Below are 25,236 nucleotides of genomic sequence, written 5' to 3'. Positions count from 1 at the left end.
CATCCCTTGGCGGCAGAACTCTTGTCATCGGTCAATCTTGGATCAGGCGCTCAGGCTGGCCGCAGCACGATCAAGGCGGGAGACCGCTTCGGCAATCTCGTCATCGCTGATGTTCAGTGCGGGCAACAGGCGGATCACATTGTCGGCGGCAGGCACGGTGATCACCTCGGCGTCATAGCCGGCCTTCACCACATCCGCGTTCACCGCCTTGCATTTGATGCCCAGCATCAGACCCGATCCGCGCACCTCTTCGAATACATCCGGATGGCTGGCGATCAGCCCTTCCAGCTTTTGCCGCAACAGGCCCGCCTTGCGGTTCACCTCGGCAAGAAACGCCGGATCGGCCACGATATCAATCACCGCATTGCCCACGGCACAGCCCAATGGATTGCCGCCATAGGTTGACCCGTGGGTGCCAGCGGTCATGCCAAAGGCCGCTTCCTCGGTCGCCAGAACCGCGCCCAGCGGGAAGCCGCCGCCGATGCCCTTGGCCACCATCATGATGTCTGGTCCGACACCGGCCCATTCATGCGCAAAGAGCTTGCCCGTCCGGCCAACGCCGCATTGCACCTCATCCAGCATCATCAGAATGCCGTGTTCGTCACACAGATCCCGCAGCCCCTTCAGGCAGGCATCCGGCAGCGGACGAATGCCGCCCTCACCCTGCACAGGCTCCACCAGAATACCGGCAGTCTTGTCAGTGATCGCCGCCCGCAGCGCATCATGATCACCAAATTCGAGATGTACAAAACCGGGAAGCAACGGGCCAAACCCCTTGGTCATCTTTTCCGATCCGGCCGCCGCGATCCCGGCCGAGGACCGGCCATGGAAACTGCCCGAGAAGGTGATGATCTCCACCCGCTCGGGCTGGCCTTTGTCATAGAAATACTTGCGCGCCATCTTTACCGCCAGCTCACAGCTTTCTGTGCCCGAATTGGTGAAAAACACCGTATCGGCAAAGCTGTTATCGACCAGCTTGTCCGCCAGCGCCTGCTGCTGCGGGATCTGATAGAGGTTCGAGGTGTGCCAAAGCGTTCCCGCCTGGGCGGTCAAGGCCTCAACCAGCGCCGGATGCGCATGGCCCAGTGCATTCACCGCAATCCCCGCACCCAGATCCAGAAAACGTCGGCCATCCGCCTCGATCAACCAGCTGCCTTGTCCGGAGACAAAGCTGAGAGGAGCACGCGAATAGGTCGGCAAGACGGAAGAGATCATGGAAGTGTCCTTAGGTAAGGGCCGCAACAAAGGCCCAAAAGGGCATGGGCGGCGGGTCTGGTCAAGTCAGTTTGGAAGGAGGGCTGCACACAGGCAACAAGATCACCACCTGCAATTGTGCAGAGGAGCGGTATAAAACCTTAGCGTCGTCGGGACAGGTATGCCATTTGTGTGATCATGGGCCCTCTCTTAGGGGCAAATCCAACAGTTGCAAAGCCCCAATTTCCCACTTGTGACGCATCGCCGCTGCGGTCATAGCTTGGCCATGTATCAGGCCAAGCATCAAAACAACGCCCTCGCCGCCGGATTGATCGGGATTGCGACCGCCTTTATCGCGGCCACCACGCTGATGGCCAAGGCGCTTGGCAATGATGCACTTGGTCCTGCTTTGCCCGCGCTCCAGATCAGCCATGGCCGCTTTTTGTTTGCATTCATGGCGATTTCCACCGCCGTCATGATCATGCGCCCCCGCCTGAGCGCACCGCATTGGGGGTTGCACCTGGCCCGCACCAGCTGCGGTTGGGCCGGGATCACGCTGATGTTTGCCTCTGTCGCCTATATCCCGCTGGCCGATGCCACGGCGATCTCCTTTCTCAACCCGGTTTTTGGCATGATGCTGGCCATTCCCCTGCTTGGCGAAACCGTGGGCCGCATCCGCTGGTTTGCCGCAGCGCTGGCGCTTTTTGGCGCACTTATTCTTCTGCGCCCCACACCTGAGAGTTTTCAGCCCGCCGCGCTTTTGGCGTTTGGCGCGGCAATGGTCATGGGGCTTGAACTGATTTTCATCAAGAAACTGACGGGACGCGAAGGGCCGTTCCAGATCCTGTTTTTCAACAACCTGATGGGGCTTTGTATCGCCACATTGGCGGTTCTGCCCGTCTGGCAAATGCCAAGCGCCGCACAATGGGCGTTATTGGCTGCAATCGGGGTCTGCATGGCGGTCGCGCAGACCTGCTTTGTCAATGCGATGGCCCGCGCCGATGCCAGCTTTGTCGCGCCGTTCAGCTATGGCACATTGATCTTTGCCGCGCTCTACGACCAAATCTTCTACGGTGTAACCCCCGACGCCATCACCCTGATCGGCGCAGGCATCATTATCGCCGGTGCCGCCCTGCTGGCCCTGCGCGAGGCACGCCAAAAACCCAAACCTCCGGCCGCTCATACGGCGCTGTGACGCTTCACACCTTGCACCCAGCCCCCGAGTGATTAGAATAGACCACTGAATTTGACAAAGCGGTCCATCATTGGGGGCCGCTTTTTAGCTAGGGAAACCGCAAATGTCCTGGACTGATGAGCGCGTAGAGACACTCAAGAAAATGTGGGGCGAAGGCCAGTCCGCAAGCCAGATCGCCAAGGAACTGGGCGGTGTGACGCGCAACGCCGTGATTGGCAAGGTGCACCGTCTTGGTCTGTCGAACCGCACAACCACGGGTGCTGCCGCGCTGAAATCCGAACCCAAGGCCAAACCCGCCCCCAAGGCGGAACCCAAGGCCAAGCCAGCCGCGCCCAAACCCGCCGCGCCGGAAATGAAAACCGAAGCCGCCGCGCCGCCGAAATCCAACTTGCCCGCCCGCAAGCAGATTATCCCGGCAGGCCAGCCCTTGCCGCCGCAGCCGTCAGCCAACGAGATCAGCCCGGAGGCTTTGGCCAAGGTCAACGAGATTGAGAAGAAGGCCAAGAAGATCGGCCTGATGGAGCTGACCGAGCGGACCTGCAAATGGCCCGTAGGCGATCCGGCTACCGAGGATTTCTGGTTCTGCGGTCTGCCCGTGCAACAAGGCAAACCCTATTGCGAGGCCCATGTTGGCGTGGCCTTCCAACCCATGTCAGCCCGCCGCGACCGCCGCCGGTAAGCTGGCCACAGCTCTACAAGATTAGAAGGGCGGGACGTAAAAGTGCCGCCCTTTTTCCTTTGCTGGCGCCGAATCTTGGGTTCAAGCGCCAAGCCGGGCAATATCAGCCCGCGAGGCGGTCTGCCGCTGCCTGGCAGCTAAGCCCTTGCCCTGTGCATGACGGCCATGTGCCAACTTTGCAAAAACCCCCACTCCGCCTCTTTCACCAATCCGTGAGGGGGATTTACGCGCATGCAATAATCTCTAGAGATCAATAGATTGCACCTTTGCGCCGACCGTGCATTGGTAACTTGCCGAGTTCTGCATCCGAAAGGTCCGATGATGCCTGATACGATCCGCGCTGCTGACGCACTGGCCCGCCGTCTGTATGATGCCGGCTGCCGCTATGCCTTTGGCATGCCGGGTGGTGAGGTTTTGACCCTGATAGATGCGCTCGAACAAGCGGGCATCCAGTTTATCCTCGCCAAACACGAGAACGCCGCGGGGTTTATGGCCGAGGGGGTACACCACCGCGATCATGCGCCTGCCATTCTGGTCGGCACCATCGGCCCCGGCACATTGAACGGGGTCAACACCGTGGCAAACGCACTGCAAGATCAGGTGCCGCTGATTGTTCTGTCCGGCTGTGTCGATGCGGATGAGGCGGCCCGCTACACCCATCAGGTCGTTGATCATCAGGCGGTGTTTGCGCCGATCACCAAGGCGACGTTCCGCTTGTCTGCTGGCGCCGCCCATGTGATCGCGGACAAGGCCATTGCCATCGCCACCGAAGGGCGCATGGGCCCGGTTCATATCGACGTGCCCATCGGCGTGGCCGATACCGACATTCCCGCGCTGGCCCCTGCCCGCCGCCGCCCGGCATCACCCAGCATTCCGGCGGAAAAGGATCTGGAAACCGCCCGCAGCTGGCTGGCCGATGCGCGCAAGCCGCTGATGATTGTTGGCGTGGATGCGATGAACCAACACGCCGCGCAAGCGGTGCGCGAGTTCGCCGAAGATCACAACATTCCGGTGATCACCACCTATAAAGCCAAAGGCATGTTGCCCGAGGATCACCCGCTGGCCCTTGGCGGTGCAGGTCTGTCCCCCTTGGCGGACACGCATCTGGTGCCTTTCACACAATCGGCAGATCTGGTCATCTGTGTCGGCTATGACCCCATCGAAATGCGCCCCGGTTGGCGCGATGTCTGGACCCCGGACAGCCAGCGCGTGATCGACATCACCGCCGCACCAAACCACCACTATATGCACCAAAGCACGCTCAATTTCGTGACGGACTGCGCCCCGACCCTTGCCGCCCTCAGTGACGGGCTGGATCCGCGTGCGACATGGGTGGACGGCGAAATTCATCAGCTCAAGACCGCGCTCAGCGCAGCCTTTCCCAATGACGAAGACTGGGGGCCTGCCGCAGTGATCGACACCTGCCGCGCTGTTCTGCCCAAGGGCACCATCGCATCTGCCGACAGCGGTGCGCACCGGATCTTGCTGAGCCAGATGTGGGAATGCCACGCGCCGCGCGATCTTATGCAATCTTCGGCGCTTTGCACCATGGGCTGTGCTGTTCCGATGGCGATCGGCGCAAAACTTGCCGACCCGGAGCGCAATGTCGTGTCGTTCTCCGGCGACGCGGGGTTCCTGATGGTGGCCGGTGAATTGGCAACCGCCGCGGAACTGAGCCTTGCGCCCATTCTTGTGGTCTTTGTCGATGCTTCACTTGCCCTGATCGAGAAAAAGCAGCGAGAGCGGAGGCTTAGCAACTCTGGTGTGGATTTCCCCCGGCACAATTTCGCGGCCATGGGGGTGGCATTTGGCGGCCGCGGCGCGACGGTGCGCAGCCGCAAGGCACTGGAAACCGCGCTTGAACAGGCGATGCAGGCGGACACCTTCACCGTGATTGCCGCCGTGATTGATCGCGGAGCTTATGATGGCCGCATCTGAGCCAAAAGGCGCGTTGGACGGTGTTTTTGTCCTCGACCTCAGTCGCATTTTGGCCGGTCCGACCTGCACACAGATGCTGGGCGATCTCGGCGCAACGGTTATCAAGGTGGAGAACCCGCGCAGTGGCGGCGATGACACCCGTGGCTGGGGTCCGAATTACGCTAGGGGCGCGGATGGCAATCCCACCGATCTGTCAGCCTACTTCATGGCTGCGAATCGGAACAAACACTCCATCGCCGTGGATATTTCCACCGCCGATGGCCAAAAGATCCTGCGCCACCTTGCGGCGCGCGCCGATATTGTGGTGGAGAATTTCAAGCCCGACGGCCTCAGGAAATACGGGCTGGATCACGCCAGCCTGTTGGCCGCGCATCCCGCGCTGATTTATTGCTCCATCTCCGGCTATGGCCAGACCGGCCCCAACCGCGATCAACCCGGCTATGATCTGATGGCGCAAGGGTTCGGCGGGATCATGTCGATCACTGGCGCACCCGATGGGGCCCCGATGAAAGTGGGCGTTGGCATCGCGGATGTGATGTGCGGCATGTATGCCACCATCGGCGTTCTGGCCGCCCTGCGGCATCGCGATCAAACTGGCGAGGGCCAGCATATCGACCTGTCCCTGGTGGACAGCGCCATGGCGTGGCTGATCAACGAAGGTACCAATTTCCTGACCTCCGGAAACTTGCCAGAGCGGCGCGGCAATGCCCACCCCAACATCGTGCCCTATGACGCCTTTGAATGCCGTGACGGGCATATCCTGTTGGCGGTCGGCAATGATGCGCAATTTGCGCGGTTCTGCGATGTAATCGGGCTGAGTGTTCTGGCGGGCGATCCGATGTTCCAGACCAATCTGGCGCGCATCGAAAACCGCACCGCACTGCTGGCGAAAATCGTGCCGGCGATGAAAGAGCGCCCGAAGGCCGAGATGCTGGCCCAATTGCAGGCGGTCAAAGTGCCTTGCGGCCCGATCAACACCATTGCCGAGGCGCTGGCGTCGGATCAGGCACGCGCCCGCGATGCTGTGATCGACATGCCGCGCCCCGACATCGCGGGCGGCATGTTACAACTTTTGGGCAATCCGCTGAAACTGTCGCGCACGCCGGTGCAATACCGTCGCCCGCCGCCGCGATTTGGCCAGGACACCCGTGATGTGCTTGAAACATGGGGGCCGGATGCGCCTCAAAAGGGCGATCCACAGCGATAGACCGCCACCCAAAACAATGCGATCGCGTAAGATCGTGGCACCCAGGCTGACCAACTGACACATTCGCTCACGAAAGCGCAGGCCCGCTTCACGTTGGCGTGTGACACGCGTCAGACCCGTTCATCGGTTTTCAGAATCCCGCTATCCCTTTGCCTTAGAACAGCAATCGCAGAAGGCCACGGTGATGACAGTCGATATTTGCAACGCATCCGTTTCACTGCAAAGTACAGAGGCGCTGACCAATTGGAACGCGATGATCCGCGCGTTTCTGGCACATGGCACCGCCACGCCGCAGCATCTGGGTGCCACGCTGGAGGCTGATCCCGATTTTGCCATGGCCCATGCGGCGAGGGGGCTTTTTTCGCTGATGCTGGGCCGCGCCGAGATGTGGGCGGTGGCCGAGGGGGCGCTGGTTGCTGCAAAGACAGCCCGCGCCGCGCGTCCCGTTTCAGACCGCGAGGCCTGCTGGATCGATGCATTGGAGGCATGGCTGGCAATGCACCCCACCGGCGCGATTGCCGCGCTTGAGAAGGCTCTGCAGGATCAACCCCAAGACACATTATCCGCCAAGGCCAGTCAGGCCATCCGCTTTATCCTTGGGGATGCGGCCGGGATGCGCAGATCAATCGAACGGGTTTTGCCCGCGCATGGGCCGGATCATCCACTGTGCGGTTACGTGCTGGGATGTCACGCCTTCGCGCTTGAGGAAACAGGAGAATACGCCCGCGCCGAACATACGGGCCGGGCCGGTCTGACCTATGCGCCCGACGATGCCTGGGGGCTTCATGCGGTGGCGCATGTGCATGATATGCGGGCTGAGCCGGGCGCTGGGATCACTCTGATCGAAAACCACAAAAGCGCCTGGGACGGATCCAACAATTTCCGCTATCACGTTTGGTGGCACAAGGCGCTGTTACATCTCGACCTTGGTCAGCTTGACGTGGCGCTGTCCCTCTATGACAGCCAGATCCGCGCCGACAAAACCGACGATTACCGCGACATTGCCAATGCAACCTCACTGCTGATGCGGCTTGAGCTTGAGGGCATTGATGTTGGCGCCCGATGGGACGAGCTTGGCGCATTGGCCGCACCACGCATTGACGACGGTTGCCTTGTCTTTGCCGACCTGCACTACATGCTGGCCCTATCCGGCGCCAAGGACGGCGCAGCCGCCGATGCCATGGCCGCCCGCTTTGCCCGCGATGCCAAGGACAGCGGTGAAATGGCCGCCCGCGTGGCCGATCCAGGCCTTGCCGCACTGGAGGGTCTCAACGCCTTTGCCGAGGGCCGCTATGGTGATGCCTTTACCCTGTTGGCGAAAGCCCGCCCAAAAATGCAGAGCATCGGCGGAAGTCATGCCCAGCGCGACGTGTTTGAACGCATGACCATTGACGCAGGACTGCGTGCAGGCCATCTGGATGGCGCAGAAGCGATCCTGCTGGACCGTCTTGCCCTGCGGGCCGGTCATGAGGATCGCTTTACCGCAACCCGATTTGACCGCCTGTCCACAGCCCGCCGCATCCCGGCGCAATAACCATCTGATTTGCGGACCCACCGAACATTATGAGCCTTGCAGCTGCCACATCCGAAATTCCATCCCGCCCGGTGACCGCATTGGGCGCACAATCCGGCACACGGGTGCGCGATCTGCGGCTGGATTTCTTTCGCGGCATTGCGATGTTCATCATCCTGATCGCCCACACCCCCGGAAACCTGCTGACCCTTTGGATACCCGCGCGTTGGGGGTTTTCCGACGCCACCGAGATATTTGTGTTCTGTTCCGGCATGGCCAGCGCCATCGCTTTTGGCGGCGCATTTGTGCGGATGGGTTGGATGTTGGGCACGGCGCGTGTGCTGTTCCGGGTCTGGCAGGTCTATTGGGCGCATGTGGGGCTGTTCTTTGCGACGCTGGCGATGACCGTCTATCTGACAGAGCTGGACATCACCGGGCGCAACTATTGGGGCCAGTTGAACCTGTGGATGATGTTTGTCGAAAGTGACAAATGGGACAACTCCAACATCCTGCTCAGCTTTATGACCCTGCGCTATGTGCCGAATTATTTCGACATTTTGCCGATGTATATGGTGGTTTTGATCATGATGCCGCTGGTGATGGCACTGGCGCGGATCCACCTATGGGCCGTGGCGGGTTTTGTCATACTTGTCTGGTTGATGGCGCAGGATGCCCTTCTTGAGGTCTTCGGCCTTGGACATCTGCATCTGGAGTTCCCGGCGGAGCCCTGGACAGACAGGTCTTGGTTCTTCAATCCGTTCGGCTGGCAGCTGATCTTTTTTACCGGCTTTGCCTTCATGCGCGGCTGGCTGCCCAAGCCGCCGGTTCATAAGATCCTGATCGCCGTGGCGGCATTTGTGGTGCTGGCCAATGTCCCGCTCAGCAGCATTGGCGTGCGCGAATTTGGTTTTGACTGGGCGAAAGACTGGCGGATTACAAACGGCGGGCTGATCAACAAATCGGACTTCGGCATTCTGCGCTATGCACATTTTCTGGCGCTGGCCTATCTGGCATGGGTCGCGGCGGGCGACAAAGGGGCGCGGCTTTTGGCCCGTGGCACCGGCGCTGCGGCGCGGGTCTGGTCAGGCGCCTTGGCGGTGATCCTCAAGGTCGGGCAACAGTCATTGGCGGTCTTTGTTGCCAGTATGTTCATGGCGCGGGTCATGGGTTTCGCGCTGGATGTGCTGGGCCGCAGTCTGGCTGCCACCCTGCTGGTCAATCTGATCGGCGCAGCAATACTGGTGGCGGTGGCCTATGGCGCAGGTTGGTTCAAATCCCAGCCCTGGCGCGCAAAGGCCGGTGCCTGATGCTGCGCCGCGATGTTCTCAAATCTCTGGCCGCACTGGCCGCCCTGCCCGCCGCCGCCTGGGCCGAAGAACCGGGCTTGCAATTGGCAGCCGAGGCCAGCGCCTTTGATCTGGACACCGTTCTGGCCCGCGCCCGCGCCCTGGCCACCAAACCCTACAGCCCGCGCCCGCAGATCCCTGAAAGCTGGCGCAACCTGACCTATGACCAATATCGCAAGATCTGGTTCGATGCCCGCAACGCCCTGTGGGAAAACAGCGATGCCCCCCAGCGGGTTGATGTCTTTCCCCCCGGTCTCTACTTTCCGCAAGCCGTCGCCTTGCATGTGGTGGAGGATGGCCAATCGCGCCCCGTCCGTTTTGACATGGGCGTATTTGACACCACCGACAAGTTCCCCGACGTCGATCTTGACGAGACCCTCGGCTATTCCGGTCTGCGCCTGCGGGCTGAGCTGGAAACAAGCGGCATATTTCAGGAATATGCGGTTTTTCAGGGCGCCAGCTATTTCCGCGGCATTGGCACGGGTGAGATTTACGGGTTGTCTGCGCGTGGGCTCGCGCTCAAAACCGGCGACCCGATGGGCGAGGAATTTCCCGATTTCACCGCTTTTTGGCTGGAAACGCCCGCACCCGGCAGTGACAGCATCGTCCTGCATGCCCTGCTCGACAGCCCGTCCTGCACCGGGGCTTACCGGTTTGAGATCACCCATGGCGCGGTCTTGGAGATGCAGGTTGAGGCCCATGTTTTTGCCCGCACCGACATCACCCATCTTGGCATAGCGCCGCTGACCTCCATGTTCCTGTTTGACGACACCATGCGCCAGCGGTTCTCGGATTTCCGGCCCGCCGTCCATGACAGTGACGGCCTGCTGATCCACAATGGCGCAGGCGAGGTGATCTGGCGGCCACTGGCCAACCCCGCCGCCCTTCAAATCAGTGCCTTTGCCGACAACAATCCGCGCGGTTTTGGCCTGATGCAGCGCAAGCGCAAGTTCTCGGATTTCAATGACCTTGAGGCGCTATACCACAAGCGTCCCGCCGTCTGGATTACACCGGGCGAGGATTGGGGCAAGGGCGCGGTCACGCTGGTCGAGATCCCTGCTGACCTTGAAATTTACGACAACATCGTCGCCTATTGGCGGCCCTCTGCCCCGCTCAAGGCCGGGTCTCAACATCAGATGAGCTATACCCTCCATTGGGGCGCGGATCCGGTTGTCGATGTGCCTGACATGCCGCTAAAGGTTTTGAACACAGCGATGGGCGGCCGTCCCGAAGGCGGACAGATCATCGCAATCGACTTTGAAGATGCCGCCCATGTGCCGGATGACCTGAGCAAGGTTGAGATTATTCTGCGTTCCAGCGCCGGTGACACATCATCCGGCATAGTGCAGCGCAACCCAGAAACCGGCGGTCCGAGATTGGCATTTACCTTCGAGCCCGGCGAGGCGACGCTGGCCGAATTCCGGGCGCAGCTGCGGCTGAACGGCGCCCCCTTAAGCGAGGTTTGGCTCTATCGGTGGACCGCATCATGACCCAGCCACCCTGCCCCCCCAATGCCATGCCGCCCGCCGCGCCACTGGATATGGACGCGCAGGATTTCACCCATGCACCCGCCCGCCGCGCCGAGGCACCCGCTGGCAACAGACGTTGGCGCTTGGCTGTGTTTGGCCCTGCCTGTGTGGGGACACTGGCACTGATGCTTGGCATCTATGGATGGCTGTCCAGCGGCGGCATGACCGGGCTGGAATGGGCCTTGCTGATGATGATCGGACTGACCTTTGTCTGGGTCACGCTGTCGGTCAGCACCGTCGGCGTGGCGATCTCGGCCTTGCTGGCACGGCAGGCGGCAGAGACAAGAAGCCCCGCCGCGATCACACCCATGGATGTCGCTCTGTTGGTCCCGATCTACAACGAAGTTCCTTGGGATGTTTTTGGCAATGCCGCCGCCATGCTGGACGATCTGGCCGCCCGCAAAGGACCGCACAGCTATAGCCTGTTCATCCTGTCCGACACGCGGAACGAAACCATCGCTGCGCAGGAGCGGCAGGCATTTGAACGGTTGCGGGCCACCGCGCCGAAACAGATACCCATCTATTACCGCCGCCGCACCGCCAACACGGACAAGAAGGTCGGCAATCTGGTCAACTGGATCACAGGCTGGGGTGCCGCCTATGAAGGGATGCTTGTGCTGGACGCCGACAGCCTGATGACAGGCCGAGCGATTGAACGCCTGGCCTCCGAACTGGCAAATGATCCTGAGGCCGGTCTGATCCAGAGCTTTCCGATGCTGATTGGGGCCAACACCCTCTTTGCCCGCGTACAGCAGTTTTCCAACATCGCCTATGGCTGGCTTCTGGCCGAGGGGCTGGCGCTTTGGTCACGTAACGAGGGCAACTATTGGGGCCATAACGCGATCATCCGAACCCGTGCCTTTGCCCAAAGCGCGGGCCTGCCGCATCTGCGCGGGCGCAAAGGGCGCAGTGATCTGATCCTCAGCCATGATTTTGTCGAAGCGGGCCTGCTGCGCCGCGCCGGATGGCGTGTGCGGTTCCTGCCCCGCGTCACCGGCAGCTTTGAAGAAACCCCCGGCACGTTGATAGACTATGTTCTGCGCGACCGCCGTTGGTGCCGGGGCAACCTGCAGCATCTGCGACTCCTGCGCACAGCAGGTCTGCATCCGGTATCGCGGTTTCATCTGCTGCATGGCGCGGTGAGCTATCTTCTGTCGCCTGCATGGTTTGTGCTGCTGGTGGTCTGGGCCTTGCTCGGCAAAGACGCTGAAACAAATGTGATCCGATATTTCAACGAGGCCAATCCGCTGTTCCCGGACTGGCCCCCCGCCATGAGCCATATCGACAGTGCCGTGTTTCTGGTGATCATGTACGCGATGTTGCTGGCACCGAAACTGGCCGGTGCCGCGATCATCGCCGCCACACCGACCGCGACACGCAGTTTTGGCGGGCGGCGCCCCTTCCTGATCTCCGTCCTGACCGAAATTGCGCTTTCTATCGCCTATGCGCCGGTCCTGATGATCCAGCAGACCAAAGCCGTGCTGCGGGCCACCTTCACCCGGTCCGAACCATGGGCCCCGCAACAGCGCAGCGCCCAAAGCTATCCGATCACCACGTTGATCAAATTCCACTGGATCGAAACCCTGCTCGGGCTGCTGCTGCTCGCGGGGTTGCTGGCCGGTCTGATATCGCTCTGGCTGGTGCCGATTGTGTTCAGCCTTGTGGCTGCGGTGCCGCTGTCGGCACTCTCCGCGCTGGATGTCTCGCGACTTGGCCTCAAAGGTCTGCGCATGGACAGCCCCAATTCCCTGCGTGAGCCGGCCATTGTGCGCCGCGCCCGCACGGCGCGGTCCAAAATGAAAAATCAGATTTTGGCCGCAGAACAGATCGCGGCAGAATGATCAGGGCTGGCGTACCGGCAATCCGCGACTGATCCACCCCGGCCCGGCGCCGGATCCAACCATACCTTCCGGCACATCCAGAACCTGTTCAAAGCCCGCCTCCCGCAACGCCCTGGCCAGTCGCGCCGACCGCACGCCACGGGCGCAGATCAAGGCCACGGGTTGTGCCCTGTCGCCGTTCACGGCCTCAAGCAGAGCAACAGCAAAGTCATCCCGCCGCATGTCGATAGGCACCGCCGGTTGCGCGATGCCTGTTGCCGCCCATTCCTCGGGCCTGCGAATGTCAATAAGCGTGATCTTCCCGGCATCGGCCTGCGCCAATGCCTCCGGGGCGGTGAGGTCAGCGCTGCCAACCTCCGCCCCGATGTTGTAATATCGTGCGACCCAAAAGACGCTTAGCGTGACCCCCGCCACAGATCCCAGCATGAACCCCCGACGCGGAAACCGCTTTTTGGGCGGAGGGTCAAACGATGGATCGCGCCGGGGTCTGCGCATCAGTTCACAGGCGCGGCGCTGGTGAACTTGGGAATGGCCCGATCAGATGCAGGCGCAGGTTCGATGCTGGTCCAGTTGCCTTCGGCCAGATCGATGTTACCTGGAATGTCTTCTTCCCAAAAACCAACGACGTTCTTGGTGATGTTCAGGTACAGCTTGTCATCCACAATCCGCCACAGGGTCGGGTTGCCCGGAACCTTGCCGCCCTTGGACACGCCATAGGCGCAATGGCCGTCATACTGCGGTGCATATTTGGCCGGATCGGCCAGAAACGCGGTCTTGTTGGCTTCGCTGGAAAAGGCAAATTTTGCCCCGTTGTATTCAGCAGTGATATCCTTGTCCCCGGCAACGGGCGCAGGCTGGCTTTGACCAATGGGGTTTTGAGGCAGATCGAAATAGGCAACCACGTCATAGCCTGAAGCGGCAAAACCGGTGCCGTCGATATACTGATCTCCTGCAAAAGCTTGCGAGGCAAAGGTCAGGGCTGTGGCAGCGGCGGCGATGGAGAGGGTAAAGCGGTTCACGTTTCAATTCCTTTATGAGGCTTCGGTAAAGCCAACCTAGGATCCCGCCCCTGCATTCACATCCCACGAAGCTGTGACCTCGCGCCGATGTGACGGGGCGGTGAATTTCCGCAGGATAACAGAGAGGTTTATTTCAAAATAGGGGGTTTGGAGGGGTCACTGCCCGGTGGCATGCGCGGCGTATGTTGCAATCCCTCGCCCTGCGGCAGGTCAAAGCGCAGCCCAACTCTGGCCAGTTTTTCGACCGTCGGATCATTTGGCGCGAAAAAGCCCACATCCATGGCCCCTGCTTCGATCCCGGAAAACGTGAGCGCCTCAGAGGCGGCCCGAACCAGCGCATCCTGCGCCCGCGGGATCGCCCCGACAAAAGCCAGCAAATGACCGCGCCCACCGCCCGCATAATCCACCGCCACCAAAAATGCGCCCGCCGCCATGCCCGTGGCCGTCGCCAATTTGGCGTCAATTGCGGCGATCAATGTCTCAGGCAAGCCCTTGGGCGGCAGCAAAGCCTCAATCTTGGCCTCCACCTCACCCGCCTCATGGGCCAGGGTATCACGCAGCCATTCCATTGCACCGGCGGGCAGCAGGATTTCTGATGGTGCCACACCGATATTCACGGCCATGCCCAAGGGCTGTCCCTCCAGCATTCCGGCAATCGCCCGTCCTGACAGTGCCACATAGGGCGCCGCCTCGCCCACATAGGCAGCCAGACGCGCCGCGCGGTCGAACACCACAACATAGGCATCGTCCAGCAAAATCGGATTGATCTGATCGCCCTCCGGCTCTGCCTCAAGCAGCATGAACAGCTCGACATCTGCGATCCGCTCGTAAAACCGCAGGCGCGCCGTGTCGTCATCGGGCGCGGCGGTCATCGCGGCATGTGCCTCGTCCAGCGGGGTCAGATCAGTCATGGAGCACCTCGGTCACAGCGGCCCGCAGTCGCGGCACCACTTCTGCCTCGAACCACGGATTTTTCTTCAGCCAACCGGTATTGCGCCAGGACGGGTGAGGCAAGGCAAAGACGCCTTTTGGATGATCCCGCCACCCCGCGACGGATAGGCGCACCGATTGATGGTCCGGCAGATGATATTTCATTGCATAGCCGCCAATCAGCACTGTAAGCCGGATATCCGGCAACAGGTTCAGTGCCTCTGCCCGCCACGTCCTGGCGCAGATCGGTGGCGGCGGCAGGTCGCTGCCGCTGGCATTGTAGCCGGGAAAACAAAACGCCATCGGCAAGATCGCCAGCTTGGATTGGTCATAGAAGGTGTCTTCATCCAGCCCCATCCAGTCGCGCAAACGGGTGCCGGAGGCATCCCAGAACGGCTTGCCACTCTCATGAACCCGCAGCCCTGGCGCCTGTCCCGCGATCAGGATCCGGGCCTCCGGTGCGAACCAGACCACCGGACGCGGCTGATGGCCCGTCGCCGTGGCGGCAAAGCGATCTGCACAGAGAGTACAACGGCGCAGGGGATCACGGATGTCTGTCATGGGCGCAGGATAGCCGATGCCACTGCCGCGCCAAGGCGAAACAGTGAGAAGGCGCGTTCATTTCGAAGATTACCGAAATAAAGCTTGCGTCGCCTCTTCATTTCTATATTTCTAGAAATATGAAAATTGATTCTCCACAAACCCCGCCCCTCACTCTGGCCGCTGCCAGCTTTGCCGCGCTTGGCTCCGAGCAGCGCCTGATGGTCCTGCGCACCTTGGTTCGGGCTGGTCCTGACGGGCTCAGCATCGGACTGCTCGGGGATCGCACCGGCGTGACCGGATCGACCCTGACACATCATCTCAAGCTGTTGGCTGCCGCTGGCCTTGTCAAACAGGAACGGCAGGGCCGCAGCACCATCTGCGCCGCTGTGGCCTATGAAGAGGTGCAGGCGCTGTCCCATTTCCTGCTGACCGAATGCTGCGCGGATGCGGGCAGTCCCTGTGAGGAACACAATCATGGCTGACACAACCCAAACCCAATCCCCGATGAGCCGCCTGAAAATTGGCGCATGGGGGGTAACCGCCCTGATGCTGGCGCTTGTCGCATTGCTTGACTGGCCGCAGCTCATCCCGACGGTGACATTCGCCGCCAAGGCCTTGTCTGGCACCGCCCCCTTTATTCTTTTTGCTGTATTTGCAGTCGCTTACCTCAAAGCCAGCGGGGCGGAAAACCTGCTCGCCCGCGCGTTCGAAGGCAACCCGGCGCGGATGATCGTGATGGCGGCCCTGCTGGGCGGGTTGTCACCCTTTTGTTCCTGCGAGGTCATCCCCTTTATCGCCGCTTTGCTGGCCGTAGGTGCGCCTTTGGGTGCGGTCATGGCCTTTTGGCTGGCCTCCCCGCTGATGGATCCGGCAATGTTCGCCATCACCTCTGGCACCTTGGGATTTGATTTTGCACTGGCCAAAACCATCGCTGCCGTTGGCATCGGGATGCTGGGCGGTTTTGGCGTCATGCTGGCCGCGAACACCCCGCTTTTTGCTGATCCGCTGAAGGAACGCCCCAGTGTTGGTGGCTGCTGCGGCGTACAAAAACCGTTCTCCGGCCAAACTGTTTGGAAGTTCTGGCCCGAGCCGGGCCGCCGCGCGGTGTTTTCCGAAACCGCCCGCGAGAATGCGCTGTTTCTCTTCAAATGGCTGACCCTTGCCTATGTGATCGAGGCATTGATGCTGCACTATATCCCGGCCGAGATGATCGTATCCGTCTTGGGCGGTGAGGGGCTGATGCCGATCCTGCTTGGCGCATTGGTGGGCGCACCGGCCTATCTCAACGGTTATGCCGCTGTGCCGCTGGTGGACGCCCTTCTGGCCCAAGGCATGACCCAGGGCGCGGCGATGTCCTTTGTCATCGCGGGCGGCGTCAGCTGTATCCCGGCGGCAATCGCGGTCTGGGCCTTGGTCAAACCACGGGTCTTTATAGCCTATCTCGGCTTTGCCCTGATCGGCGCGATGATCGCGGGTCTTGCTTGGCAAGCCGTCGCCTGAGCCACTGATGGCCTTGCCCCCTGCAGCCTGCTCAGGCAGTGCTGCGGGGGGCTCGATTTTTGAACAGTAGATCCGGTTTTCGGCCCGTGGGAGGCATATTCTCACCCACTTTCCGCACCGAATTGGTGCCACACCTCCACAATTGCGCGGTAAAGCACGCCAAAGGCTTCCGATCATTGTACTTTTCCAAGAAAATGGGACATAGTGCAGAAAAACGCGGTAAATAGGCCTTTAAGACACCTCTGCTAAGGAGGGACAGGCCCAATAACAGGCGGCACCGGAGCAGGGCATGCTGGAGTTTGAGAATGTATCCAAGTCCTTTTGGACGGGATCGCAGCACAAGGTCATTCTTGACCATGTGTCTTTTCGCGTGGACCTGGGCAATTCTCTGGGAATCCTCGCCCCCAACGGCACTGGTAAATCGACACTTATCAATATGATGGCCGGTTTGGAGAAACCCGATGAGGGTGAAATCCGCCGTGGCTGCAACATCTCCTTTCCGCTGGGGTTCATGGGCGGTGTTGTCGGCAAGGTTTCCGCCATGGAAAACGCTCGATACATCGCGCGGCTTTATGGGCTCGACCCCGATTATGTCGAAAGCTTCTGCCGCTGGCTGTGTGGGTTGGGCGAATATTTTGACCAACCGCTGGGCACCTATTCCTCCGGCATGCGATCGCGGTTCACATTCTCGCTGATGCTGGCGCTGGATTTCGACATCTACCTGATCGACGAGGGCATGCCGTCAACCACGGATATGGAGTTCAACCGTAAGGCCGGTGAAATCCTGCAGGAACGTCTGCGCACCACCACGATCATCATTGTCTCGCACCAAGCGCAGACCTTGGAAAAATTTGCCCGCTCGGCGGCCGTCCTGTTGGGCGGGAAACTTTACATGTTTGACACCTTGGAAGAAGCGAAACAGCTCTATGACTACGAAACCCAAGGCTAGAAAATTCCGCATCAAGCGGAGCGCCTCACCCACGCACAGCCAGCCTGCCGATACGCCGGAGCATGTGCAGCGCCCGCAAGCCAAGGAGCAATACGGCGAGCCGCCCGTTGCATTGCAACGCCGCGCCGCCGCGCATGCAGCCCCCCGCGCCGTGCCGCCGCCCGAAGCGGCGCATCACGAACCGCCACGCCAGGCCGCCCCCCGTCGCGACGCGCCGCAAGCCGCACCGCCACGGCAGCAACCTGCCCCCACACCGGCGCCCCCCCCGCAGCCACAGCGTAGGCCAGCGGGCGATCATGCTCAAACTCATGCGCCAGAGCAAACCCGCCATGCCCCTCGGCCAGAGGCCACGCCAACACCGCCACAAAAGGACGCGGTGCCCAGCCAGCCACCGGGCGGCGAGACAGATATCGATGCGATCCGGCGTGAAGGCCTTACGGGACGGCAGTTGCGCATGGCCCGCCGGGTGGCCCAAAAACACGGGCTGGCCCCAACATCCGATTTTGACGCGGTGCGCCTGCTGCGGGAACAAGGCATCGACCCGTTCCAACGCTCCAACATGCTGGAACTGGTTGTGCCAAACAACGATGGACAGCCCCCCGCCAACCCGGCAGGTGCGCCCAAGCCACCTGCCAACACCCCGCAGCCCAATGCCAAGGGCGGGCGCATTCAATTGCCGCAAACCACGCCAGTTGGCAGCAACACTCTGCCCTCCACCGAACAGCTCTCTCCAGCAGAGCGGCGCGAACATGAAATCTCGCAAATTCAACGGGACATTACCCTGCGCCGTCGTCGCAAGCTGGCCCTGTTGCTGGCCCGGCTCTCCGCCTTTGTATTGCTGCCTACGCTGATTGCGGGGATCTATTTCTACAAGATCGCCTCGCCGATGTATGCCACCAACAGCCAGTTCCTGATCATCCAAAGTGAGGGCGGCGGCGGTGCCAGCCCCTTTGGCGGGATTCTACCCACGCAATTTGCCAACAGCGCCGACAGCATCGCAACGCAGGCCTACCTGCAATCCAAGGATGCGATGCTCAAGCTGGACGAAGACACAGGATTCAAGGCACATTTTTCAGATCCCTCGATCGACGTTGTGCAACGGCTCAAAGAAAACCCGACCAACGAAGAGGCCTATAAAGTCTATAAAAAGAACGTCAAAATCGGCTATGACCCTACTGAGGGCGTGATCCGCATGGAAGTGATCGCTGCCGATCCGCAGGTCTCTGCCGCCTTTTCCGAAAGCCTGCTGGAATACGCCGAAGACCGCGTCAACGAACTGTCTAAGCAAAAGCGTGAAGACGGGATGCGCGACGCGTTGGCCGGCTTCGAAACCGCGCAGAAGAACCGCCGCGACACGCAGGAGGCATTGATCCGTCTGCAAATTGAAAACGGCGTTGATCCCGAGGCCGAGATCGTCGCAATCCGCGCCCAGATCACCACTTATGAGGGGCTGTTGATCGAAAAGGAGCTGGCCTTGTCGGCCCTTCTGGACAACCCGCGCCCCAACAAGGCCAAGGTGGATGGCGCGCGCAGCGACGTGCGCCGCCTCAAGGAACAGCTTGCCAAATTGAATGTGAAAATGAACTCCGCCACCGAAGGTGAGAATTCCTTGGCCAAGCAGGCGGTGACCATGCAATTGGCCAAGGCCGATCTTGCCGCCGCAGACATGGTGCTGCAATCGGCACAAACCGCGATGGAGCAAGCCCGGACAGAGGCCAACCGCCAGGTCCGCTATCTGACCGTCGCCGTGCAGCCCGTCGCCCCGCAAGAGCCGACATATCCCCGCCGATTCGAGAACACGATCTTGGCTTTCCTGATCTTTGCAGGCATCTACCTGATGTTGTCCCTGACAGCCTCCATTCTCAGAGAACAGGTAACCTCATGACCCAAGTAACCATCCGTGACGTGATTGTCGGCAATGATCGCCCCCTGACCGTGATCGCCGGCCCCTGCCAGCTTGAAAGCGAAGATCACGCCCAGATGATTGCCGGCAAAATGAAAGAGGCCTGCGCCGCCGCCGGGGCGCAGTACATTTTCAAAGCCAGCTATGACAAGGCCAACCGCACTTCGCTGTCTGGCAAACGCGGTTTGGGGATTGATCAGGGCCTCAAGGTGCTGCAGTCGGTTGGCAAGGCACTGGATGTACCTGTGCTCACGGATGTCCACACCGAGGCCCAATGCGCCATCGCCGCAGATGCGGTCGATGTGCTGCAAATCCCTGCCTTCCTGTGCCGCCAGACCGACATACTTTTGGCCGCAGGCAACACCGGCGCTGCGGTGAATGTGAAAAAGGGCCAATGGCTCGCCCCTTGGGAAATGGGCAACATCGTCGACAAGATCAAATCGACCGGCAATGAGAAAATCCTGCTGACCGAACGCGGCACCGCCTTTGGCTACAACACATTGGTAACGGACATGCGCGGCCTGCCGCAGATGGCGCAAACGGGCTATCCGGTGGTGATGGACGCCACGCACGCGGTTGCCAGCCCCGGCGGCAAGGGGACCTCATCGGGCGGGCAGCGCGAATTTGCCCCGGTGCTGGCCCGCGCGGCTGTGTCTATCGGCGTGGCGGCGGTGTTCCTCGAAACCCACGAAGATCCGGACAACGCGCCCAGCGACGGCCCCAACATGATCTATCTCGACCAGATGCCCGATCTGATCACCACATTGATGAAGTTTGACGCGCTGGCCAAACAGCACCCTATGACATTTTAATCGACCCAATTTGCGAGATCTGACGTGACAAAACCGGCACCAACCGTGACCCAGAACACCTGGGAATTCCTGCGCGATGCGATGATCACCCCCACGGGGTTCCGCGAATATGACGCCCGTTGGAAATACCCAGATGACATCAACCTGCCCGGCATCACCGCCCTCGGCCTCGGCCTTGGCACCCAGATGCAGCGGCGCGGGATTGAACCCGTGATCGCCGTCGGCAACGATTATCGCGACTATTCCCTGGCGATCAAAAACGCGCTGATGCTCGGGCTGATGCAGGCCGGAATCCACGTCAAGGACATCGGCCCTGCCCTGTCGCCCATGGCCTATTTCGCGCAGTTCCACTTGGATGCGCCTGCAGTGGCCATGGTCACGGCCAGCCATAACCCCAACGGCTGGACCGGGGTCAAAATGGGCTTTGAACGCCCGCTGACCCATGGTCCAGACGAGATGTCCGAACTGCGCGACATCGTCCTGAACGGAGAAGGCAATCCCCAAAGCGGCGGCCGTTACGAATTTATCCATGGTGTGCGCGAGGCCTATCTCGACGATCTGGTTGGCGACTTCAAAATGTCCCGCAAGCTCAAGGTCGTCTGCGCCACCGGCAATGGCACCGCCTCTGCCTTCGCGCCCGAACTCTTTGCACGCCTCGGCGTCGAAGTTGTGCCCAGCCACAACGCGCTGGATTACACTTTCCCGCACTACAACCCAAACCCCGAAGCCATGGAAATGCTCCACGACATGAGCGCCTCGGTCAAAGCATCCGGCGCAGACTTCGCGCTTGGCTTTGACGGCGATGGCGACCGCTGCGGCGTGGTGGATGACGAAGGTGAGGAAATCTTCGCCGACAAGGTTGGCGTAATCATGGCCCGTGATCTGGCCAAACTCTATCCCAATGCCACCTTTGTTGCAGACGTGAAATCAACTGGCCTCTTTGCCTCGGACCCCGAGCTTCAGAAACACGGTATCAAAGCCGACTACTGGAAAACCGGTCATTCCCACATGAAGCGCCGGGTGAAAGAGATCGGCGCATTGGCGGGGTTTGAGAAATCCGGCCATTACTTCCTCGCCGAACCCATTGGCCGCGGCTATGACTGCGGCATGCGCGTCGCGGTCGAGATCTGCAAACTCATGGACCGCAACCCCAACATGTCGATGTCCGACTTGCGCAAGGCCCTGCCGCAAACCTGGGCCACGCCCACCATGTCGCCCTATGCCGCCGACACCGAAAAATACGACATCCTCGCAAGGCTGGTGGACAGGCTTGTCGCCAAACACGCCGCAGGCGAACAGATCGCAGGCCGCGCCATCAAAGACGTTGTGACAGTCAACGGCGCCCGTGTGATCCTCGACAACGGCGCATGGGGGCTGATCCGCGCCTCGTCAAACACGCCCAATCTTGTGGTCGTCTGCGAAAGCCCCGCATCAGAAGCCGAAATGCGCGCAATCTTTAAGGATCTGGATGCCGTGATCCGCACCGAGCAGGGCGTGGGGGATTACGACCAAACCATCTGATCCGGCCCTTCTTCATTTGGCCAGAAAAACCTCTGGGGGGTTTGGGGGGCAAAGCCCCCCATCCAAAAATAGATCAAATGCAGCGCAGCTGCTCAATTGCCATGGGCCGCGCCGCAAAACGCCGCGATCTTCGATGTATCTTTTGCGCCGGGCGCATGCTCCACCCCGGATGACACATCCACCTGATTTGCGCCGGTCATCGCAATCGCCTCTTCCACATTGTCCGGCGTCAATCCTCCGGCCAACATCCATGGCACCGGCCAGCGGCGCCCGGCAATCAAACGCCAGTCAAAGGCCAACCCGTTGCCGCCGGGCAGCGCAGCGTCTTTCGGCGGCTTGGCATCCACAAGGATCTGATCGGCAACCTGCATATAGGCCTCAAGCGCGGGCAGATCGCTGGCATCGGCAATCCCGACCGCCTTCATCACCGGCAGGCCATAACGCGCCTTGATCTCAAGAACCCGCGCAGGGCTTTCCTTGCCATGTAGTTGCAGCATATCAAGCGGGACTTCGGCCAGCAGCCGGTCAAGGAATGCATCCTCTGCATCCACTACCAGCGCCACCTTGCAAATCCCTTCCGGGATCAGCGCGGCCAACGCCGCAGCATCCGGCAAGGAAATATGGCGGGGAGATTTCTCAAAGAACACCAATCCGACATAGCGCGCGCCCGCCACCACGGCGGCGTCCAAAGCCGCGCGATCGGTCAGACCGCAGATTTTGACATTTACATGTGCAGGCATGATCTGCCTCAGCTGGCCTCGTCAAGCAGCGCGAGAACCTCGTCCTTGCCCTGATGCTTTTCGCCCTTAAGCCGGGCGACCTCACGCTCCAGCCGGCGCATTTCGCGGGCCTGCCGCGCCGCTTCTGCACGTTGGCCGTATTCGCGGATCCATTCCCAGATAAAGCCAACCAACAGGCCGGCGACAATGCTACCAAGGATCACCAGAAACAGCGGCAGTTCGATCTGCGGGTTCACCGCAAACCAATGTGACACCTCTGTGGGCAGGATCTTGAGCGGCACAATCGCACGATTGGCCAGCGCAACAGAGATGAGCGCCACCGCAAAGATGGCAATACAAAAATAGCGAACGTAACGCATCAGGCTTTCCCGTTTAACCGATCCCGCAGCAGCTTGCCGGTTTTGAAGAAGGGCACATGTTTTTCCTCAACATTGACCGCTTCGCCGGTGCGCGGGTTACGGCCCACTCTGGCATCCCGCTTCTTGACGGAAAACGCGCCAAATCCGCGCAGCTCAACACGGTCGCCCTGCGCCATCGCGCTGGTGATCTCGTCAAAGATGGTATTCACGATCCGCTCAACATCGCGTTGGTACAAATGTGGATTGTCGTCTGCAATTTTCTGGATCAGTTCTGACCGGATCATCGAATTATCCCCCCCGAGACGTCTATATGTTTTTTTGCTGCTAAAAGACGACTATAGGAAGAAACCTTTCAATCGGGAAGTGATCCTTGCGCCCCCCGGTCGGGTTTTTTCGGCAGAAGGCACTGTTTTCAGGCAATTTTCCGCTGGCTCCTCCGGCGTTTTGGCTATTCTGGCTGGAAATTGCGCCCTTCATCCATCTTCAGATCCGGGCGATTCGCAAAAAAATAGCCCCGCAACATGCGCTGCGGGGCCACCTTAATCTATGCAATGGGATCTAGCAGATCACTCGTCGCCCTTCAGCGCCGCACCAAGGATATCACCCAAGGATGCGCCGGAATCGGAGGAACCATACTGTTCAACCGCTTCTTTCTCTTCGGCGATTTCGCGGGCCTTGATAGACACGCCCAAACGGTGTGCCTTGGCGTCCACGTTGGTAATGCGCACGTCAACCTTGTCACCGACCGAGAAACGCTCTGGGCGCTGCTCTGCACGGTCACGGGACAGATCGGAGCGACGGATGAAGGATTTCATGCCTTCATATTCCACTTCGATTCCGCCCTCTTCGATCGAGGTCACGTTCACGGTCACGATGGAGCCGCGCTTCACGCCGCCAACCGCTTCTGCGAACTTGTCGCCACCGACGCCTTTGATGGAGAGCGAGATACGCTCTTTCTCAACGTCAACCTCGGAGACAACGGCCTGAACCATGTCGCCCTTGCGGTAGTTCTGGATCGCGTCTTCGCCGCGCTCGTCCCAGCTGAGGTCAGACAGGTGCACCATGCCGTCGATGTCGCCTGGCAGGCCAACAAACAGACCGAATTCGGTGATGTTTTTGACTTCGCCTTCAACTTCTGTGCCTTCAGGGTGTGTTTCTGCAAACACTTCCCATGGGTTGCGCATGGTCTGCTTGAGACCAAGGGAAACGCGGCGCTTGGCACCGTCGATTTCCAGAACCATGACTTCGACTTCCTGAGATGTGGAAACGATCTTGCCTGGGTGTACGTTCTTTTTGGTCCAGGACATTTCGGACACGTGAACGAGACCTTCAACACCGGGCTCCAGCTCAACAAAGGCACCGTAATCGGTGATGTTGGTCACGCGGCCAGTGTGCGAGGATTCCAGCGGGTATTTCGCGGCAACCAGATCCCATGGATCTTCTTGCAACTGCTTCATGCCCAAGGAGATACGATGTGTCTCTTTGTTGATCTTGATGACCTGAACCTTGATGGTTTCGCCAATTGTCAGGATCTCGGATGGGTGGTTCACACGGCGCCACGCCATGTCTGTGACGTGCAGCAAGCCGTCAACACCGCCCAGATCAACAAACGCACCATATTCGGTGATGTTCTTGACCACACCGTCAACAGTCTGACCTTCGGTCAGGTTGCCGATCACTTCGGCACGCTGCTCGGCACGGGACTCTTCGAGGATCGCACGACGCGAGACAACGATGTTGCCGCGGCGACGGTCCATCTTCAGAACCTGGAATGGCTGCTTGAGACCCATCAATGGGCCGGCATCGCGCACGGGGCGCACATCAACCTGAGAGCCGGGCAGGAACGCAACCGCGCCGCCCAGATCAACGGTAAAGCCACCTTTGACGCGGCCAAAGATCGCGCCTTCGACACGCTCTTCTGCGGCATAGGCTTTTTCCAGACGATCCCATGCTTCTTCGCGGCGGGCCATCTCACGAGAAATAACCGCTTCACCGCGGGAGTTTTCGACCTGACGCAGGAAGACTTCTACCTCGTCGCCGACTTCAACTTTGGGAGCTTCGCCTGGTTCGGCAAATTCTTTCAGCTCAACGCGGCCTTCCATCTTGTAGCCTACGTCGATGATGGCCTGGCCCGCTTCGATCGCGATCACCTTGCCTTTAACTACGGAACCCTCTTCGGGGGTGTCCATTTCGAAGCTTTCGTTCAAGAGTGCTTCAAACTCGTCCATCATATTCGCCATGTAGCGTATTTTTCCTAATCTAGACTTGTTTTCTGGCCGTGCGGTTGTCTCCGCCGGTCTTGGAATGAAATTGGTCTGCCGAACGGGCATCAAACACAAACGAAAGAGGGCCGGTTGAAACCGACCCTGCCCGCAAATTGTGTCCGAAGCTGTATCCGCCCCTTAGACAGACGCGCGTATAGGCCAAATACCCCTGCACTGCAAGGGCCAAAGCCCCATTTGTCTGCCCCGGCGCTGTGCCAATGGGCCGGTCCGATCACCGGTTTCCAGCCGCGCCG

22 protein-coding genes and 1 pseudogene are annotated in these 25,236 nt (G+C 60.3%); 14 read left to right on the top strand and 9 right to left on the bottom strand.

Annotated features, from left to right (window positions below; genetic code table 11):
- Positions 1 to 42: 42 nt before the first annotated feature.
- Positions 43 to 1,215, bottom strand: a complete 1,173-nt coding sequence (locus tag K3754_RS05175) for an aspartate aminotransferase family protein (protein ID WP_259941614.1) — start codon at positions 1,213 to 1,215, stop codon at positions 43 to 45.
- 265 nt (positions 1,216 to 1,480) lie between these two features.
- On the opposite strand from K3754_RS05175, the gene K3754_RS05170 reads away from it, so the two are divergent.
- The 8 genes from K3754_RS05170 to mdoH all read left to right on the top strand — a co-directional run bounded on the left by K3754_RS05170 (position 1,481) and on the right by mdoH (position 12,442).
- The gene (locus K3754_RS05170) at positions 1,481 to 2,389 is read left to right on the top strand and encodes a DMT family transporter (RefSeq protein ID WP_259941612.1); all 909 of its coding nucleotides are present in this window, start codon (positions 1,481 to 1,483) and stop codon (positions 2,387 to 2,389) included.
- Positions 2,390 to 2,492: 103 nt separating this feature from the next.
- On the top strand, positions 2,493 to 3,068 hold the full coding sequence (locus tag K3754_RS05165; RefSeq protein WP_025049850.1) for a GcrA family cell cycle regulator: 576 nt from the start codon (positions 2,493 to 2,495) through the stop codon (positions 3,066 to 3,068).
- Between the two features lie 321 nt (positions 3,069 to 3,389).
- The gene (locus K3754_RS05160) at positions 3,390 to 5,006 is read left to right on the top strand and encodes a thiamine pyrophosphate-binding protein (protein ID WP_259943250.1); all 1,617 of its coding nucleotides are present in this window, start codon (positions 3,390 to 3,392) and stop codon (positions 5,004 to 5,006) included.
- Complete coding sequence (locus tag K3754_RS05155) at positions 4,990 to 6,213, top strand: CaiB/BaiF CoA-transferase family protein (protein ID WP_259941609.1); 1,224 nt, start codon at positions 4,990 to 4,992, stop codon at positions 6,211 to 6,213. The genes K3754_RS05160 and K3754_RS05155 overlap by 17 nt, the downstream gene beginning before the upstream one ends.
- Positions 6,214 to 6,397: 184 nt before the next feature.
- A complete protein-coding gene (locus tag K3754_RS05150) occupies positions 6,398 to 7,747 on the top strand; it encodes a tetratricopeptide repeat protein (protein ID WP_259941607.1) in 1,350 nt (449 codons plus the stop codon).
- Positions 7,748 to 7,776: 29 nt separating this feature from the next.
- The gene (locus K3754_RS05145; RefSeq protein ID WP_259941604.1) at positions 7,777 to 9,033 is read left to right on the top strand and encodes an OpgC family protein; all 1,257 of its coding nucleotides are present in this window, start codon (positions 7,777 to 7,779) and stop codon (positions 9,031 to 9,033) included.
- Entirely contained in the window at positions 9,033 to 10,562 is a 1,530-nt protein-coding gene (locus tag K3754_RS05140) for a glucan biosynthesis protein (protein ID WP_259941601.1), read from the top strand. Before K3754_RS05145 ends, K3754_RS05140 begins: the two co-directional genes overlap by 1 nt.
- Positions 10,559 to 12,442, top strand: a complete 1,884-nt coding sequence (gene mdoH, locus K3754_RS05135; protein WP_259941599.1) for a glucans biosynthesis glucosyltransferase MdoH — start codon at positions 10,559 to 10,561, stop codon at positions 12,440 to 12,442. Before K3754_RS05140 ends, mdoH begins: the two co-directional genes overlap by 4 nt.
- On the opposite strand, the gene K3754_RS05130 is transcribed toward mdoH, so the two are convergent.
- The 4 genes from K3754_RS05130 to K3754_RS05115 all read right to left on the bottom strand — a co-directional run bounded on the left by K3754_RS05130 (position 12,443) and on the right by K3754_RS05115 (position 14,952).
- A complete protein-coding gene (locus K3754_RS05130; RefSeq protein WP_259941597.1) occupies positions 12,443 to 12,868 on the bottom strand; it encodes a rhodanese-like domain-containing protein in 426 nt (141 codons plus the stop codon).
- A gap of 68 nt (positions 12,869 to 12,936) precedes the next feature.
- Complete coding sequence (locus K3754_RS05125; protein ID WP_203212021.1) at positions 12,937 to 13,461, bottom strand: YHS domain-containing (seleno)protein; 525 nt, start codon at positions 13,459 to 13,461, stop codon at positions 12,937 to 12,939.
- Between the two features lie 128 nt (positions 13,462 to 13,589).
- The gene (locus K3754_RS05120; protein WP_203212022.1) at positions 13,590 to 14,372 is read right to left on the bottom strand and encodes an SseB family protein; all 783 of its coding nucleotides are present in this window, start codon (positions 14,370 to 14,372) and stop codon (positions 13,590 to 13,592) included.
- Entirely contained in the window at positions 14,365 to 14,952 is a 588-nt protein-coding gene (locus K3754_RS05115; protein ID WP_259941595.1) for a uracil-DNA glycosylase family protein, read from the bottom strand. The genes K3754_RS05120 and K3754_RS05115 overlap by 8 nt, the downstream gene beginning before the upstream one ends.
- A gap of 119 nt (positions 14,953 to 15,071) precedes the next feature.
- Here K3754_RS05115 and K3754_RS05110 point away from each other — a divergent pair, with 119 nt between their 5' ends.
- The 6 genes from K3754_RS05110 (at position 15,072) to K3754_RS05085 (ending at position 21,619) form a co-directional block, all read left to right on the top strand.
- Positions 15,072 to 15,416 carry a helix-turn-helix transcriptional regulator gene (locus tag K3754_RS05110; RefSeq protein ID WP_025049839.1) on the top strand — a complete coding sequence of 115 codons (345 nt, stop codon included), beginning with the start codon at positions 15,072 to 15,074 and terminating at the stop codon, positions 15,414 to 15,416.
- Positions 15,409 to 16,434, top strand: coding sequence for a permease (locus K3754_RS05105; protein WP_259941592.1), 1,026 nt, complete (start codon positions 15,409 to 15,411; stop codon positions 16,432 to 16,434). The genes K3754_RS05110 and K3754_RS05105 overlap by 8 nt, the downstream gene beginning before the upstream one ends.
- 289 nt (positions 16,435 to 16,723) lie before the next feature.
- Positions 16,724 to 17,383 carry an ABC transporter ATP-binding protein gene (locus K3754_RS05100; protein ID WP_203212025.1) on the top strand — a complete coding sequence of 220 codons (660 nt, stop codon included), beginning with the start codon at positions 16,724 to 16,726 and terminating at the stop codon, positions 17,381 to 17,383.
- Entirely contained in the window at positions 17,361 to 19,268 is a 1,908-nt protein-coding gene (locus K3754_RS05095; RefSeq protein ID WP_259941589.1) for a capsule biosynthesis protein, read from the top strand. The genes K3754_RS05100 and K3754_RS05095 overlap by 23 nt, the downstream gene beginning before the upstream one ends.
- A complete protein-coding gene (gene kdsA, locus K3754_RS05090) occupies positions 19,265 to 20,098 on the top strand; it encodes a 3-deoxy-8-phosphooctulonate synthase (RefSeq protein WP_203212027.1) in 834 nt (277 codons plus the stop codon). The genes K3754_RS05095 and kdsA overlap by 4 nt, the downstream gene beginning before the upstream one ends.
- A 24-nt stretch (positions 20,099 to 20,122) precedes the next feature.
- Positions 20,123 to 21,619: a phosphomannomutase/phosphoglucomutase gene (locus K3754_RS05085; RefSeq protein WP_259941586.1), complete on the top strand. Its 1,497-nt coding sequence runs from the start codon at positions 20,123 to 20,125 to the stop codon at positions 21,617 to 21,619.
- A gap of 92 nt (positions 21,620 to 21,711) precedes the next feature.
- On the opposite strand, the gene K3754_RS05080 is transcribed toward K3754_RS05085, so the two are convergent.
- From K3754_RS05080 to rpsA, 4 genes and pseudogenes are all read right to left on the bottom strand, one after another.
- On the bottom strand, positions 21,712 to 22,359 hold the full coding sequence (locus tag K3754_RS05080) for a phosphoribosylanthranilate isomerase (RefSeq protein WP_259941583.1): 648 nt from the start codon (positions 22,357 to 22,359) through the stop codon (positions 21,712 to 21,714).
- 8 nt (positions 22,360 to 22,367) lie between these two features.
- Positions 22,368 to 22,718 (bottom strand): lipopolysaccharide assembly LapA domain-containing protein, encoded by a 351-nt coding sequence (locus tag K3754_RS05075; protein ID WP_203212030.1) that lies wholly within the window; start codon positions 22,716 to 22,718, stop codon positions 22,368 to 22,370.
- Positions 22,718 to 23,026 (bottom strand): annotated as a pseudogene (gene ihfB, locus K3754_RS05070) (integration host factor subunit beta); the annotation flags it as partial. The gene K3754_RS05075 and the pseudogene ihfB, both read right to left, overlap by 1 nt.
- Positions 23,027 to 23,284: 258 nt before the next feature.
- A complete protein-coding gene (gene rpsA / locus K3754_RS05065) occupies positions 23,285 to 24,958 on the bottom strand; it encodes a 30S ribosomal protein S1 (RefSeq protein ID WP_203212031.1) in 1,674 nt (557 codons plus the stop codon).
- Positions 24,959 to 25,236: the final 278 nt, after the last annotated feature.

The organism is Sulfitobacter sp. M368, from assembly GCF_025141875.1.
In the GTDB taxonomy this organism is placed as follows: domain Bacteria; phylum Pseudomonadota; class Alphaproteobacteria; order Rhodobacterales; family Rhodobacteraceae; genus Sulfitobacter; species Sulfitobacter mediterraneus_A.
This window is presented reverse-complemented; position numbering and strand designations above follow the sequence as displayed.

Bases quoted from the DNA above. Each gene is read 5' to 3' on its own strand.
- K3754_RS05175 (WP_259941614.1), bottom strand. From the start codon at position 1,215: ATGATCTCTTCCGTCTTGCCGACCTATTCGCGTGCTCCTCTCAGCTTT.
- K3754_RS05170 (WP_259941612.1), top strand. From the start codon at position 1,481: ATGTATCAGGCCAAGCATCAAAACAACGCCCTCGCCGCCGGATTGATC.
- K3754_RS05165 (WP_025049850.1), top strand. From the start codon at position 2,493: ATGTCCTGGACTGATGAGCGCGTAGAGACACTCAAGAAAATGTGGGGC.
- K3754_RS05160 (WP_259943250.1), top strand. From the start codon at position 3,390: ATGCCTGATACGATCCGCGCTGCTGACGCACTGGCCCGCCGTCTGTAT.
- K3754_RS05155 (WP_259941609.1), top strand. From the start codon at position 4,990: ATGATGGCCGCATCTGAGCCAAAAGGCGCGTTGGACGGTGTTTTTGTC.
- K3754_RS05150 (WP_259941607.1), top strand. From the start codon at position 6,398: ATGACAGTCGATATTTGCAACGCATCCGTTTCACTGCAAAGTACAGAG.
- K3754_RS05145 (WP_259941604.1), top strand. From the start codon at position 7,777: ATGAGCCTTGCAGCTGCCACATCCGAAATTCCATCCCGCCCGGTGACC.
- K3754_RS05140 (WP_259941601.1), top strand. From the start codon at position 9,033: ATGCTGCGCCGCGATGTTCTCAAATCTCTGGCCGCACTGGCCGCCCTG.
- mdoH (WP_259941599.1), top strand. From the start codon at position 10,559: ATGACCCAGCCACCCTGCCCCCCCAATGCCATGCCGCCCGCCGCGCCA.
- K3754_RS05130 (WP_259941597.1), bottom strand. From the start codon at position 12,868: ATGCTGGGATCTGTGGCGGGGGTCACGCTAAGCGTCTTTTGGGTCGCA.
- K3754_RS05120 (WP_203212022.1), bottom strand. From the start codon at position 14,372: ATGACTGATCTGACCCCGCTGGACGAGGCACATGCCGCGATGACCGCC.
- K3754_RS05115 (WP_259941595.1), bottom strand. From the start codon at position 14,952: ATGACAGACATCCGTGATCCCCTGCGCCGTTGTACTCTCTGTGCAGAT.
- K3754_RS05110 (WP_025049839.1), top strand. From the start codon at position 15,072: ATGAAAATTGATTCTCCACAAACCCCGCCCCTCACTCTGGCCGCTGCC.
- K3754_RS05105 (WP_259941592.1), top strand. From the start codon at position 15,409: ATGGCTGACACAACCCAAACCCAATCCCCGATGAGCCGCCTGAAAATT.
- K3754_RS05100 (WP_203212025.1), top strand. From the start codon at position 16,724: ATGCTGGAGTTTGAGAATGTATCCAAGTCCTTTTGGACGGGATCGCAG.
- K3754_RS05095 (WP_259941589.1), top strand. From the start codon at position 17,361: ATGACTACGAAACCCAAGGCTAGAAAATTCCGCATCAAGCGGAGCGCC.
- kdsA (WP_203212027.1), top strand. From the start codon at position 19,265: ATGACCCAAGTAACCATCCGTGACGTGATTGTCGGCAATGATCGCCCC.
- K3754_RS05080 (WP_259941583.1), bottom strand. From the start codon at position 22,359: ATGCCTGCACATGTAAATGTCAAAATCTGCGGTCTGACCGATCGCGCG.
- K3754_RS05075 (WP_203212030.1), bottom strand. From the start codon at position 22,718: ATGCGTTACGTTCGCTATTTTTGTATTGCCATCTTTGCGGTGGCGCTC.
- rpsA (WP_203212031.1), bottom strand. From the start codon at position 24,958: ATGGCGAATATGATGGACGAGTTTGAAGCACTCTTGAACGAAAGCTTC.